The 11,701-nt window shown below is 71.3% G+C and carries 13 protein-coding genes; 2 read left to right on the top strand and 11 right to left on the bottom strand.

The genetic code is table 11. The features are described 5' to 3' along the window. Positions 1 to 62: 62 nt before the first annotated feature. From ACFV7R_RS42700 to ACFV7R_RS42650, 11 genes are all read right to left on the bottom strand, one after another. Complete coding sequence (locus ACFV7R_RS42700; RefSeq protein ID WP_385274836.1) at positions 63 to 1,454, bottom strand: NDP-hexose 2,3-dehydratase family protein; 1,392 nt, start codon at positions 1,452 to 1,454, stop codon at positions 63 to 65. Continuing rightward, positions 1,451 to 2,464, bottom strand: coding sequence for an NAD-dependent epimerase/dehydratase family protein (locus ACFV7R_RS42695; RefSeq protein ID WP_385274834.1), 1,014 nt, complete (start codon positions 2,462 to 2,464; stop codon positions 1,451 to 1,453). Before ACFV7R_RS42695 ends, ACFV7R_RS42700 begins: the two co-directional genes overlap by 4 nt. Beyond that, positions 2,461 to 3,063 (bottom strand): dTDP-4-dehydrorhamnose 3,5-epimerase family protein, encoded by a 603-nt coding sequence (locus ACFV7R_RS42690; protein WP_385274905.1) that lies wholly within the window; start codon positions 3,061 to 3,063, stop codon positions 2,461 to 2,463. Before ACFV7R_RS42690 ends, ACFV7R_RS42695 begins: the two co-directional genes overlap by 4 nt. 5 nt (positions 3,064 to 3,068) lie before the next feature. After that, the gene (gene rfbA, locus ACFV7R_RS42685; RefSeq protein ID WP_385274832.1) at positions 3,069 to 3,950 is read right to left on the bottom strand and encodes a glucose-1-phosphate thymidylyltransferase RfbA; all 882 of its coding nucleotides are present in this window, start codon (positions 3,948 to 3,950) and stop codon (positions 3,069 to 3,071) included. Continuing rightward, the gene (locus ACFV7R_RS42680) at positions 3,947 to 4,924 is read right to left on the bottom strand and encodes an L-tyrosine/L-tryptophan isonitrile synthase family protein (RefSeq protein ID WP_385274830.1); all 978 of its coding nucleotides are present in this window, start codon (positions 4,922 to 4,924) and stop codon (positions 3,947 to 3,949) included. The genes rfbA and ACFV7R_RS42680 overlap by 4 nt, the downstream gene beginning before the upstream one ends. 102 nt (positions 4,925 to 5,026) lie before the next feature. After that, positions 5,027 to 6,337: a cytochrome P450 gene (locus tag ACFV7R_RS42675; RefSeq protein ID WP_385274827.1), complete on the bottom strand. Its 1,311-nt coding sequence runs from the start codon at positions 6,335 to 6,337 to the stop codon at positions 5,027 to 5,029. 76 nt (positions 6,338 to 6,413) lie between these two features. Then, positions 6,414 to 6,683 carry a ferredoxin gene (locus tag ACFV7R_RS42670; RefSeq protein WP_385274824.1) on the bottom strand — a complete coding sequence of 90 codons (270 nt, stop codon included), beginning with the start codon at positions 6,681 to 6,683 and terminating at the stop codon, positions 6,414 to 6,416. Positions 6,684 to 6,688: 5 nt separating this feature from the next. Beyond that, complete coding sequence (locus ACFV7R_RS42665; protein ID WP_385274821.1) at positions 6,689 to 7,843, bottom strand: cytochrome P450; 1,155 nt, start codon at positions 7,841 to 7,843, stop codon at positions 6,689 to 6,691. A 398-nt stretch (positions 7,844 to 8,241) separates the two neighbouring features. Next, entirely contained in the window at positions 8,242 to 9,099 is an 858-nt protein-coding gene (locus ACFV7R_RS42660) for an ABC transporter permease (protein ID WP_385274818.1), read from the bottom strand. Beyond that, the gene (locus ACFV7R_RS42655) at positions 9,096 to 10,103 is read right to left on the bottom strand and encodes an ATP-binding cassette domain-containing protein (RefSeq protein WP_385274815.1); all 1,008 of its coding nucleotides are present in this window, start codon (positions 10,101 to 10,103) and stop codon (positions 9,096 to 9,098) included. Before ACFV7R_RS42655 ends, ACFV7R_RS42660 begins: the two co-directional genes overlap by 4 nt. An 87-nt stretch (positions 10,104 to 10,190) precedes the next feature. Further along, positions 10,191 to 10,487, bottom strand: coding sequence for a hypothetical protein (locus ACFV7R_RS42650; RefSeq protein WP_385274812.1), 297 nt, complete (start codon positions 10,485 to 10,487; stop codon positions 10,191 to 10,193). A 127-nt stretch (positions 10,488 to 10,614) separates the two neighbouring features. On the opposite strand from ACFV7R_RS42650, the gene ACFV7R_RS42645 reads away from it, so the two are divergent. Then, positions 10,615 to 10,956 carry a PadR family transcriptional regulator gene (locus ACFV7R_RS42645; protein ID WP_129800636.1) on the top strand — a complete coding sequence of 114 codons (342 nt, stop codon included), beginning with the start codon at positions 10,615 to 10,617 and terminating at the stop codon, positions 10,954 to 10,956. Next, complete coding sequence (locus tag ACFV7R_RS42640; RefSeq protein WP_385274809.1) at positions 10,953 to 11,648, top strand: permease prefix domain 1-containing protein; 696 nt, start codon at positions 10,953 to 10,955, stop codon at positions 11,646 to 11,648. Before ACFV7R_RS42645 ends, ACFV7R_RS42640 begins: the two co-directional genes overlap by 4 nt. Positions 11,649 to 11,701: the final 53 nt, after the last annotated feature.

Below are 11,701 nucleotides of genomic sequence, written 5' to 3'. Positions count from 1 at the left end.
TGCGCGCCGCGCCACTTTGTCACCCGCACGCGGGGCGACCGCCCGGTCGGACGGCCGCCCTCTCACAGGCGTACGGCGCCGGAGTTGACGCAGGCCAGCAGGGTGCGGGCCTGGACGTTGAGGTAATGACCGTGGGCGGCGAGGGAGTTGAGCTGTCCGACCGTCGCCCAGGTGTAGCCGGGCGGTGGCTCGGACGGCGCGGTGTCCTCGTCGGCCGCGACGAACAGGTACCGCACGCAGGCGTCCAGGAACCGGCCGCCCTCCTCGGAGTGCACGGCCGAGTAGGGTGCGCCGCCCTGCTCCGCGGCCCGCAGCACCGCCGTCAGGAACGGCGGCCGGTCCGCGGCGGGGACCGGCTCCCAGTCGCGTGGGGCGCACTGCACGGTCGGAGCCAGTTCGACCCGGTTCAGGTATCCCGCCTCCACGCGCGCGTGCACGAGCAGATGCGGTACGCCGCCCAGGCGCCGGAACAGAAAGGCCGCCACGCCCGTGCCGCACGGCTCGATCAGGGGCTGGGACCAGCCGGTGACCTCGCGGTTCCCGGCCTCGACGGCCACACCGGTGACCTTGAAGAAGCGGCCGTCGGGGCGGCGGATGCCGTCCGCGTCCCGGGTCCAGCCCTCGACGTCGGCGAGCGGCATGAGCCGGACGTCGACGTCGTGCCGGGCGCGTTCGGCGGTGAACCAGGAGAGCAGTTCGAGGTCGGAGTGCAGGGCGCCCGCCTCGGTCTCGGGCAGCGGCAGACAGCCCAGGACGGTACGGGCGTCCATGTTGACGAGGTTGTCCAGCCGCAGCAGTTCGCCGAGCTGGCCGAGGGTCAGCCAGATGTGGTCGGGGCCGCAGGGCACCTCGGTGTCGGCGGCTTCGACCAGCATGTTGCGGTTGGCCTTGCGGTAGAACCAGGCACCGTGCTCCGACTGGAGCGAGTCGGCGAGCACCAGGTGGGGCGGGGCGCCCGTGAAGTGCTCCAGGTACTTCACCCCCGAACCGGCGTGCACCCGCTGGTAGTTGCTGCGGGTGGCCTGCACGGTCGGCGAGAGCTGGATCAGGTTGGGGTTCCCGGGCTCCATCTTCGCCTGCATCAGGAAGTGCAGGACGCCGTCGAACTCCTTGGCGAGGATGCCGAGGATGCCCACCTCCGGCTGGTGGATGACGGGCTGCTGCCAGCTGCCGTACGGCCCCTCGTCGACCCGTGCGGCCAGGCCGCGCACGGCGAAGAACCGGCCGCTGCGGTGCACGAGGTCACCGGTGCCGGGGGCGAAGGACCACTGTTCGAGCCGGTCCAGCGGCACCCGGCGGACGGTGAAGCGGTGGGCGCGGGCCCGCTCGGCGAGCCAGCCGGTGACGTCCTCCGTGCGCAGGTGCCGGCCCGCCCCGGTGACGGCGGCGGACCGGGCCAGCCGCGCGGGCAGGTCCGCCGCGACCCGGGGACGCAGCAGCGCGGCGGTGCTCATGCCCGGCCTCCCCCGACCGCCTCTGCGGCCGGATCCGTCTCGTCCGCGAGATGGCGCACCGTCCGCCGCAGCGCCTCGCCGAGCTCGGTGCGCGGCTCCCAGCCGGTGACGGACCGGAAGGCGGAGGCGTCGATGGTGATGCTGCTGAAGTCCCCGGCCTCGGCGTGCTCGGGCGGCGGCACCGACAGCACCGGTACGCGCGGCCGCCCGGTGCGTTCCGCGACGAGGTCGGCGACCTGCTCGAAGACGGGCCCGAGGGGCCGGCCCTCGCCGGTGCCGAGCAGCCAGTGGCGCCCGGCCAGCGCCTCGGCGTGGTCCAGGCCGGCGACCACGGCGCGGGCCAGGTCGTCGATGTACAGCAGGTCGCGGCGGACCGTCCCGTCGTGCCACATCGTCAGGGGCTCCCCCGCCAGCGCGCGGCGGGCCATCGCCGAGACGACGCCGCGGTCGCGGGCCGTGGGCCCGGCGCCGGGCCCGAACACGGTGGGCAGCCGCAGCGAGGTCCCGCACAGCACACCGTGGGCGTCGGCGTCGAGCAGCAGCCGCTCGGCGGCCAGCTTCTGACGGTCGTACGGGCCCTTCGGGCGGTCCGGTTCGGTGCCGTCGAGCACCGCCTTGCCGGTCGGGCCGACCTGGGACGCGGCGCCGGTGAACACGACCTTCGTGCGGGGCCCGGCCGGGCGGGCGGCGAGGGTGTCGACAAGGTCGCGGACGAGGCCCACGTTGACCCGCTCGGCGGCCGTGTCGCCGTCCTCGATCCGCCAGGTGGCGGTGGCCGAGCTGTACAGCGTGGCGAGGACGACCACGTCGGCGTCCGCCACGGCGGCGGCCGTCTCGCCCGGCTCGGTGAGGTCGGCGGCCCGTACCTCGACGTCGGCGCGTGCCCCGGGCGGGACGGCCGCGGGGCGCCGGGAGACCGCCCGGATCCGGACCGGGCGGGCGGCGAGTTCCCGCAGGACGGCCGAGCCGACGAAGCCGGTGGCGCCGAGCAGGGCGATGGTGGGGGTCACGGCCACAGCGCGGCCTCCGCTTCACGGCAGGTGTCGTAGGCGGGCAGCAGGCCCTTGTCCCGCGCCTCGGCGAGCGTGGGGGCGCTGCTGTCCCGGGCGGACAGCCGCAGCCCGGGTGCGTCGGGCAACGGCAGGCCGAGCGCCGCGTCCAGCGGGGACACCGCCAGCTCGTGCTCGGGGACGTACCCCTCCGACATCACGTACACGACGATCGAGTCGTCCTGCTGGGACAGGAAGGCGTGGCCGACGCCGACCGGGATGTACAGCGCACGGCAGTCCGCGCCGCTGAGCTCGGTGGCCTCCCACCGGCCGAAGGTGGGCGACCCCACCCTGAGGTCGACGAGGAAGTCCAGCACCCGTCCGTACGGGCAGTAGACGTACTTGGCCCGGCCTGGCGGGGTGGCGGTGTAGTGGATGCCGCGGAGCACCCCGCGGGCGGACACGTTGTGGCTGATGTCCTTGACCGGGAACAGCGGCCGGCCCAGGGCCGCGGAGAACGTGGCCTCCTGGTACGGCGACGCGAAGCATCCCCGGTCGTCGCCGAAGACCTGGGGGGTGAACTCGCGGACGCCCTCGATGGCCGGCGTGCGCACCTGCATGACGCTCACTCGCTCTTCTCCTTGGCAGTGGTGATCTCCAGCAGGTACTGGCCGTACGGCGAGTGGGACAGGGCCAGTCCGAGCCGGTGGCAGGTGTCGGCGTCGATGTACCCCATGCGCCAGGCGATCTCCTCGATGCAGCCGATGCGCACGCCCTGTCTGCGGGAGAGGATCTGCACGTACTGGCCGGCCTCGGTGAGCGCGTCGTGGGTGCCGGTGTCGAGCCAGACGAAGCCCCTGCCCAGCTGGACGAACTCGGCCTTCCCACGCTCCAGATAGGCCCGGTTGACGTCGGTGATCTCCAGTTCGCCGCGGTCGGAGGGGCGCAGCCCGCGGGCGATGCCGACGACGTCGTTGTCGTAGAAGTACAGCCCCGTGACGGCCAGGTTGGAGCGCGGCACCTCGGGCTTCTCCTCCAGGCGCAGGAGACGGCCGGAGGCGTCCACCTCGCCGACCCCGTACCGCTCGGGGTCGCCGACCGGGTAGCCGAACAGGACGCAGCCTTCGATGTCCCGCGCACTGGTGCGCAGGATCTCGCCGAAGCCCGGCCCGTGGAAGAGGTTGTCGCCGAGGACCAGCGCGACGGAGTCGTCGCCGATGTGCTCGGCGCCGACGACGAAGGCGTCGGCGATGCCCCGGGGTTTGTCCTGTTCGGCGTAGGTGAGCCGCAGTCCGAGCCGGGAGCCGTCGCCGAGCAGCCGCTGGAAGCCGGGGACGTCCTGCGGGGCGGCGATGATCTGGATCTCGGTGATGCCGGCCAGCATCAGCACGGACAGCGGGTAGTAGATCATGGGCTTGTCGTAGACCGGCAGCATCTGTTTCGAGACGCCCAGCGTGATCGGATACAGCCGGGTCCCGTGGCCGCCGGCCAGGATGATCCCCTTCATGCGCCGGTCCCCTCGGCCGCCCCGTCGGCAGCCGTCGCCTCGAAGTGGCTCGGCTGGCCGTCCTCGTACACCTCGCGGCCCAGGCGCTCGGCGTCCCGGCGGTGCATCAGCTGCCAGGTGCCGTCGGCGTGCCGGAGCACCACGGAGTGCCACGGCGTGGTCCACACGTCGGCCGCGCCGACCAGCCGGATACCGAACTTGGCCTCACCGCGGCTCTGCGGGTGGATGGACAGCCGGACGTTGCGCGGGTGGTACTCGGCGATCAGCTCGCCCCAGGCCCGGCTGCGGACGATGACCTCGTAGGCGCGGCGGCGGCAGTCCCGCTGGAGCGCCGAGCGGGAGCCGTCCCACTCGGCCACGTCCTCCATCAGGAACTTGGTGATGCCGCGGTACATGCGCAGGGTGGACTCGTCGCTGCGCACCTCCTCGCGGAGTTCCTCGACCGACGGGCCGAGGGTCTCGGCGGCCACCTTGCGCTTCTCGTCGTACGACAGGTCGGGGCCGTAGACGTCCTTCAGGTCGAAGGTGTCGAGATACGCGGAGAGGCCCTCGGCGCGGATCATCGCGCGCAGCTCGCTGCCGTAGGCGTCTATGTGCTCGTCGGGGACGCCGATGACGTCACCGAAGATGTGGCCGTCGGAGCAGATCAGGACCTTCGCGCCAGGGGCGTACACCTTGCCGATCTCCGCGCACAGGGAGCCCAGGAAGCGCAGCGCCAGCCGCTCCCCGTGGTCCGGTAAGTGGCTGAGGACCTTGTCCGGGTTGGGCGACTTGCAGGGGAAGCCGGGCAGGCTGAAGATCACCGGTTCGTCCCGCCGGACGAAGTCGCCTATCTGGCGCAGCTGCTCCGGGAAGTCATGGGCGGTGTCCAGCTGCGGATCGGACTCGGCGGCCCTGCGGTGCGGGAGCAGCAGTTCCAGGATCTCGCGGCTGACGCGTTCGGCCGCCGAGGCATGGGTGAAGGTGGTGGACATCTGGGACATGGGTCATCGACTCGCTTCCGCTGAAGGCTGGACGCAGAGATGCCGTCGGGTGGCAGTTCTGCGGTACGTGGCCGGGGGACGGCGGCCGGACGCTCAGTTCGTCCGGTGCCGTACGGGGCAGCCGGTGGCCGGAGCCGCCTGTGAGGTGCCGTAGGAGACGGGCAGTTGGTTGACGCCGCGCGCGAGGACGGCGCCGATCCACTCGAGGTCCTGGTCCGCGACGGCGAGTCGCAGTCCGGGCAGCCGGACGAGCAGCGCGCGCAGGGCGATCTGGAGTTCGATACGGGCAAGGGAGGCACCCGGGCAGAAGTGGATGCCGTGGCCGAAGGCCAGGTGCGGGTTGGGTGTGCGGTCCAGGTCGAGGGTGTCGGCGTCGGGGAACCGTTCCGGGTCGCGGTTGGCGGCGCTCAGCGACACGATGACCGAGTCGCCGGCCGGAACACGGGTGCCGAAGAGGTCGGCGTCCTCGGCGAAGAACCGCCAGGTGGTGAGCTCGAAGGCGCTGTCGTAGCGCAGGAGTTCCTCCACGGCCCGGGCGAGCAGCCCCTGCTCGCCCGCCTCGCCGTCCCGCACGGCGTCCTGCAGCCGCCGCAGCTCGGCGGGGTGGCGCAGCAGGGCCACGAGGGCGGTGGTGATCTGGTTGGTCACCGGCTCCTGTCCGGCGACCAGCAGCTGGAAGACGACGGAGTCGCGCTCCTCCTTGCTGATCGCGCCCTCCTCGCACGCCACGACGAGCTTGGTGAGCAGGTCGTCGCCGGGGTTTCGGCGCTTGTCCTCGGTGACCTCGGCGATATAGCCCTGCAGCCCGCGCAGGCGCCCCTCGTACACCGGCCGCTGCGGGTCGGTGGGGCCGACGGGCTGCACGACCTTGCCCCAGTCGCGGTCGAACCGCGCCGCCAGGGCCTCGGGCAGGCCGATCACTTCGGCGAGGACACGGAAGGGGAAGTGCGCGGCGAAGGCGCCGACGACGTCGATCTCCCCGGCCTCCCCGGTATCGGGGGTGTCGAGGGCCGCGTCGAGCAGTTCGGTGGCGATCTCCTCGAACCGGGGCCGCATGCGCTCGACATGGCGGGGAGCGAACGCCTCGGTGACCATTTTCCGCATCACCGTGTGCTTCGGCGGGTCCTGGTGCAGCAGATGGACCTGGAGCTGTGAGTGCTGCGGTTCCGGCATGATGGCGGCGCGCTCGCGCCAGGCGCTGTTGCCGAGGTCGTGGTTCTTTCCGAGACGGTCGTCGTTCAGCGCGCTGTGCGCGGCCTCGTAGCCGGTGACCAGCCATGCGTTGACGCCGCTGGGGAAGTTGACCCGGTGCACCGGGCCCTCCTCGCGGAGCTTTCGGTACAGCGGGTACGGGTCGGTCTTGTACTCCTTGCCGTAGAGGGGCAGCGGTTCGGAGTTCGGCATGGCAGGGCGTTTCCTTCCTGAGGGAAAGGGGGGCACGGGAATCAGGGGGATTCCCGGGTTCTTCTCGACCGCCCGGTCACTGCTGCGGCGCGATGATCTCGCCGGTCCGCGTGTCGCGTACCGTGATCGCCTCCATGGGGCAGATCTCCGCGGCGTCGATCACGCGGGCGTCCGGGTCGGTCAGCTCGGCCACCGGCCGGGCCCGGCCGGCGTCCAGGCGCAGCCGGCCGTGCGCGGTGGCGAGGCACAGACCGGAGCCGGCGCAGGCGTACCGGTCCACTTCGAGCAGCCACTGGGCCCGGTCTCCGGTGCGGGTCTCGCCTCGCTCACCAGGGCCGGACGGCACCGCCGTCACCATGTGACCGGCAGGGATTCCGGGGCCCGTGCGATCAGGCCGGGCTTCCACGGGACGTCGTCCACCGAGCCCGCCAGGCGCAGGCCGGGGAACCGGTCGAGCAAACCGCCGATGGCCGCCTTGAGTTCGGCGCGGGCGAGGGCCGCTCCGAGGCAGTAGTGAATGCCGTGGCCGAAACCGAGATGCGGATTGCGCTCACGGTCGAAGCGGATGGTCTCCGGGTCCTCGAAAACCCGCTCGTCGCGGTCACCCGCGGCCCGCTGGAAGATGACCGTCTCGCCCTTGCGGATGAGAACCCCGCCGATCTCGACGTCCTCGGAGGCCCGGCGCGGGAAACTGCCCGTCGAGCGCAGCGGAATGATGCGCAGCATTTCCTCGATGGCGGGATCCAGCAGGTTGCGGTCCGCCAGGAGTTGTTCGTAGAGATCACGCTGGGCCAGCAGCAGGAACGACACGTTGGAGATCATGCTGAGCGAGGTCTCGTGACCGGCCATGAGAATGCCGATTCCGGTCCGGACGGCCTCCACCTCCGTCATCTGCCCGGCGTCCAGCGCCTCGATGAGGACGGAGATCAGGTCGTCGGAGGGACTGGCCCGGCGTATGGAGATCAGCTTGCGCAGGAATTGCTCGAGTCCGTCCCGGGCCTCGTTCACCTCCTCCCTGGTGTGTGCGGAGGTGGCCACGAAGACATCGGAGTACCTGCGGAATTCCGCCCGTTCCTCGTAAGGGACACCGAACAGCTCCACGATCATGCGGACCGGAAGCGGAATCGCCAGCCGCTGTACGAGATCGCCGGGCGGGCCGGCCTCCTCCATCGCGTCGAGTTCCGTGGTGACCAGCTCCCGCATCCGGTCGGTGAGGTCCGAGACGATGCGCGGCCGGAACGCGTGCGCGACGATCTTGCGCATCTTTCCGTGGTCCGGCGGGTCCATGCTGAGCAGGTTCCCGGGGCGCAGCGGCAGGGGCGTGACCCGCGCGGTGTCGGGTTCCGTGGCCCAGCGGGAGCTGAACCGGGGGTCGGCGAGGAACTCCTTGATCTCGTGGTATCCGGTGATCAGCCAGGCCTCACCGCCGTACGGCATGGTGACCCGGGACACCGGCTCGGTCCGGCACAGCTCCAGGTAACGGGGATTCAGTTCGAGCCGGACCACGGGACCGAAAGGGTATTGCGGAGGCCTGGAAGTGTCTTTGGCCGTATCCGTGACGGTCACGGCATTCCCCCTTCTGTGAATGGTCCGTCGCATGCGGAAACTGCGGAGCCGTTGCACTCGAGTGGTGACGGTCTCGACGTATGACCCGGGTAGGGGTCCGCGGAATTCCGGAAGCGAGGACCAGAAGATCTGACGAAAGCTCTTCGAGCAGGACTGGCCGGTCGTCGGTCAACGGCATGGCGACCGCGTCGCACTCAGCCTGTCGCTCGGGGATCCTCTCACAGAAACCATCAGGTGGAAGGCGTTCGAAATCGAGGCTCGTATTCCGCAAAAAAGGCGGCGGACAGCGCGTTCAAGCGCTGTCCGCCGCCTTGTTGTCGGCGATACCGGCGTTCATCTCACCTGCGGGCGTACAGCCGCATCGTGACCGGTCCGAAGACCAGCAGGAACAGGCCCGCCCACCCCAGCGTCCAGGCGATGTCCGCCGACGGCCGGTCGCCGGCCATCAGACCCCGTACCGCCTCGCACAGATGGGTCACCGGGCTGTTGTTGACGAACGCCTGCAGCCAGCCCGGCATGGTCTTCGGGTCGACGAACACGTTGCTGAGGAAGGACAGCGGGAAGATGACCATCATCGAGACGCCCATCACCGTCTTCTCCGTGCGCAGCAGCAGGCCGAACATGGTCCACACCCAGGAGAAGGCGAAGCTGAAGACCAGCAGCAGGGCCACCCCCGCCAGCACCCCGACAGGGCCGCCGTCCGGCCGGAAGCCGAGGATCAGACCCACCGTCAGGATGACGGCCGCGGCGACGGTGTAGCGGAGCATGTCGCCCAGCAGATAGCCGACCATGGGCGCGGGCCGCCAGATCGGCAGGGTCTTGAAGCGGTCGAAGACGCCCTTGGCGATGTCGACGTTGATCGAGATGCCCGTGTACATCGTCGTCATGATGATCGACATCACCAGGATCCCGGGCAGCAGGAACTGGATGTACTCCTCCGTCGAGCCTGCCAGCGCCCCGCCGAACAGGTACGTGAACATCAGCACGAACATGATCGGCATCGCGGTGACGTCGAAGAGCTGCTCCGGCACATGCTTGATCTTCAGCATGGCCCGCCAGCCGAAGGCCGTCGACGCCGCCGCGGCGCCGGCCCGTGGCCGCTTCCCGGCCGGGGCGACCAGCAGTGCGGCCAGCGACTCGGTGGACACCCGGGCGGGACCGTCGGAGCGGTCCTCGGTCTTGGTCACGGTGCTCATGCCATGGCCTCCTGAACGCTGCGGCCGCTGCCGGCGCCGTCACCGGTCAGGGCGAGAAAGACCTCGTCGAGGCTGGGCTGCCCCAGCGAGAAGGTGTCGACGGCGATATGGGCCCGGGCCAGCTCGGCCAGGGCGCGGGAGGCCAGTTCGGCCGCTCCGGAGCCGTCGGCCCCGGCGCCCACGCGAGCCGTGAGGGCGAACGGGTCGGGATCGAGCTGTACGGGCATGCCGTCCAGGCACAGCGCCAACACCCGCTCGGCATCCGGCCGTTGGGAGGCGTCACGCAGCCGCAGATGCACCGACCCGGCGCCCACGGAGGCCTTGAGCTCACCCTTGGTGCCCTCGGCGATCACCTTGCCGCTGTCGATCACCGCGATCCGTGCGGCCAGCTGGTCGGCCTCGTCCAGGTACTGGGTGGTGAGCAGCACCGTGGTGCCCTGGCCGACGATGGCCCGCACGACCTCCCACACCTGGTTGCGGCTGCGCGGGTCCAGGCCGGTGGTCGGCTCGTCCAGGAAGAGCAGGTCGGGGGTGTTGAGGATGGACGCCGCGATGTCGAGCCGGCGCCGCATACCGCCGGAGTACGTCTTCACCTGCCGGTCGGCCGCCTCGGTCAGGACGAAGGCCTCCAGCATCTGCGCGGCGCGGTCACGGGCGGCGGACTTGCCGTGGCCGAGGAGCCGGCCGAGCAGGACCAGGTTCTCGGCGCCGGTCAGGTCCTCGTCCAGCGAGGCGTACTGGCCGGTGAGGGAGACACGGGCCCGCACCTCGTCCGCCTCGCGGACGACGTCCCGGCCGAAGACGCGGGCCCGGCCGCCGTCCGGCCGCAGCAGGGTCGCGAGCATCTTCACGAAGGTCGTCTTGCCCGCCCCGTTGGGGCCGAGCACGCCGTAGACCATGCCCTGGGGGATGACGAGGTCGATGCCGTCGACGGCCCGCTTGTCCCCGTAGGTCTTCACCAGCCCCTCGGTCTCGATGGCGGCTGCCGAACTGCCGGCGGTCATCGGGTCCTCCCCCGTCGGGTCCTGGATGCGGTCTCTTTCGTACGGTCCGGGCGACCGTGGATGCTGTGCGTGCCGGTCGGTGCGGGCTCAGCCATGCGAGCCGCCCGGGACCGCTTGGGCGGTCGGCGAGGCCTGCGCGGTCCGACTGCGGATCCGCGCCAGGGCGAGCAGGCCGCCGACGCCCGGGACGGCGGCGCGCCAGCGGGCGCCCGACCCGGCCGCGGCCGGGGCCATGCACGCGGCGCCGATCGTGACGAGATACGCCGAGCCGTGCACCGGCCCGACGAGCGAGGTGATCACCTGCAGATGGACGGTGAACAGGTTCAGGAAGAGCAGGGCGAGGGAGGCCGCCTCGACGCCGGCCGCGATCCGCAACGTACGCACCGGATCACGCTCCCGCGGTGGAGTCGGATAACAGCACCTTGGTCACTGGTGGACCCTTTCGTCGTCGGCATGCATTGGCTGCCAATAGATAGCACACCAATACCTGGATTGTGTAGGCTGCCGACTTATGAGACAGGATGCAGTGCGCGGCCACCTGGACGGACTGCTGCTGGCCGTGCTCGAACCCGGGCCCCTGCACGGCTACGCGATCATCACCGCCGTCCAGCAGCGCAGCGGAGGCGCACTCGAACTGCGTACGGGCACGATCTATCCGGCGCTCAACCGGCTCGAGCGCATCGGGCTGCTGCGCAGCAGCTGGCAGTCCGCCGGCGAACGCCGCAGGCGGTGCTACGAGCTCACCGAGGCCGGACGCCGGACTCTGGCCAGCGAGCGGACGGCGTGGCAGGAGTTCACCACCGCCATCGGCTCGGTCCTGAACCCCGTCACGCCGCCCGGAGTCGCCACATGAGCGCCGTCACCCCGCAGACCGACCCCATCGAGGACTACGTCTCCAGCCTGGCCGCCGCCTTACACGGCCCGGCGCGCACCAAGGCACGCATGGTGGCCGAGGTGCGTGAGGACCTGACGGACGCGGTGTCGGAACGCACCCGGGCGGGGCTGCCGTACCAGCGTGCCGCCGACCAGGCGGTGCGGGAGTTCGGGACCGCCGACGAACTCGTGGTGAGCTGGCAGCGCGAGCTGACGATCGCCCAGGCCCGGCACACCGCGCGGGCCGTCGCGCTCACCGTCCCCTTCGTGATCGCCTGCTGGTATCTGGTCCGGCAGGCCGGCCACGACCAGACCTGGGAACTGCCGCGCACCGCCCAGCTGCTGGCCGTCCATCTGGCCGTCGTCTCGGCCGTTGCCGCACTGCTCGCCGCCGTGGCCCTGGCGGCCACCGGCACACTCGCCCGCTGGCTGCCCACGCCGGACCGGCTGCCGCTCACCGTCGCATGGGGCGGCACCGTCGCCAGCGTCTCCATGGCCGTCGCCACCCTGGCCCTCGCCATCGCGGCCGCCCTGGGCACCGACTGGCTGCTGCTCGCGTTCGCCGGGGCCCTGGCCGCCACCTCGCACGCCCTGGTGGCGGGCTCGGCCCGGTCCTGCCGACGCTGCGCCCGGCTGCCGGTCATCAAGGCACCGGGCGCCGGGGAGCGCTGACCACGAGCAGGAGGTTCCGCCGTCGCGTCGGCCGGCCGTACGGCCGACGCGAC

It is taken from the genome of Streptomyces sp. NPDC059866, assembly GCF_042731325.1.
Classification (GTDB): Bacteria; Actinomycetota; Actinomycetes; order Streptomycetales; family Streptomycetaceae; genus Streptomyces; species Streptomyces flavusporus.
The sequence above is the reverse complement of the archived record's forward strand: the minus strand, read 5'-3'. Positions and strand labels throughout refer to the sequence as shown.

Bases quoted from the DNA above. Each gene is read 5' to 3' on its own strand.
- rfbA (WP_385274832.1), bottom strand. From the start codon at position 3,950: ATGAAGGGGATCATCCTGGCCGGCGGCCACGGGACCCGGCTGTATCCG.
- ACFV7R_RS42660 (WP_385274818.1), bottom strand. From the start codon at position 9,099: ATGAGCACCGTGACCAAGACCGAGGACCGCTCCGACGGTCCCGCCCGG.
- ACFV7R_RS42690 (WP_385274905.1), bottom strand. From the start codon at position 3,063: ATGCAGGTGCGCACGCCGGCCATCGAGGGCGTCCGCGAGTTCACCCCC.
- ACFV7R_RS42655 (WP_385274815.1), bottom strand. From the start codon at position 10,103: ATGACCGCCGGCAGTTCGGCAGCCGCCATCGAGACCGAGGGGCTGGTG.
- ACFV7R_RS42700 (WP_385274836.1), bottom strand. From the start codon at position 1,454: ATGAGCACCGCCGCGCTGCTGCGTCCCCGGGTCGCGGCGGACCTGCCC.
- ACFV7R_RS42645 (WP_129800636.1), top strand. From the start codon at position 10,615: ATGAGACAGGATGCAGTGCGCGGCCACCTGGACGGACTGCTGCTGGCC.
- ACFV7R_RS42675 (WP_385274827.1), bottom strand. From the start codon at position 6,337: ATGCCGAACTCCGAACCGCTGCCCCTCTACGGCAAGGAGTACAAGACC.
- ACFV7R_RS42680 (WP_385274830.1), bottom strand. From the start codon at position 4,924: ATGTCCACCACCTTCACCCATGCCTCGGCGGCCGAACGCGTCAGCCGC.
- ACFV7R_RS42640 (WP_385274809.1), top strand. From the start codon at position 10,953: ATGAGCGCCGTCACCCCGCAGACCGACCCCATCGAGGACTACGTCTCC.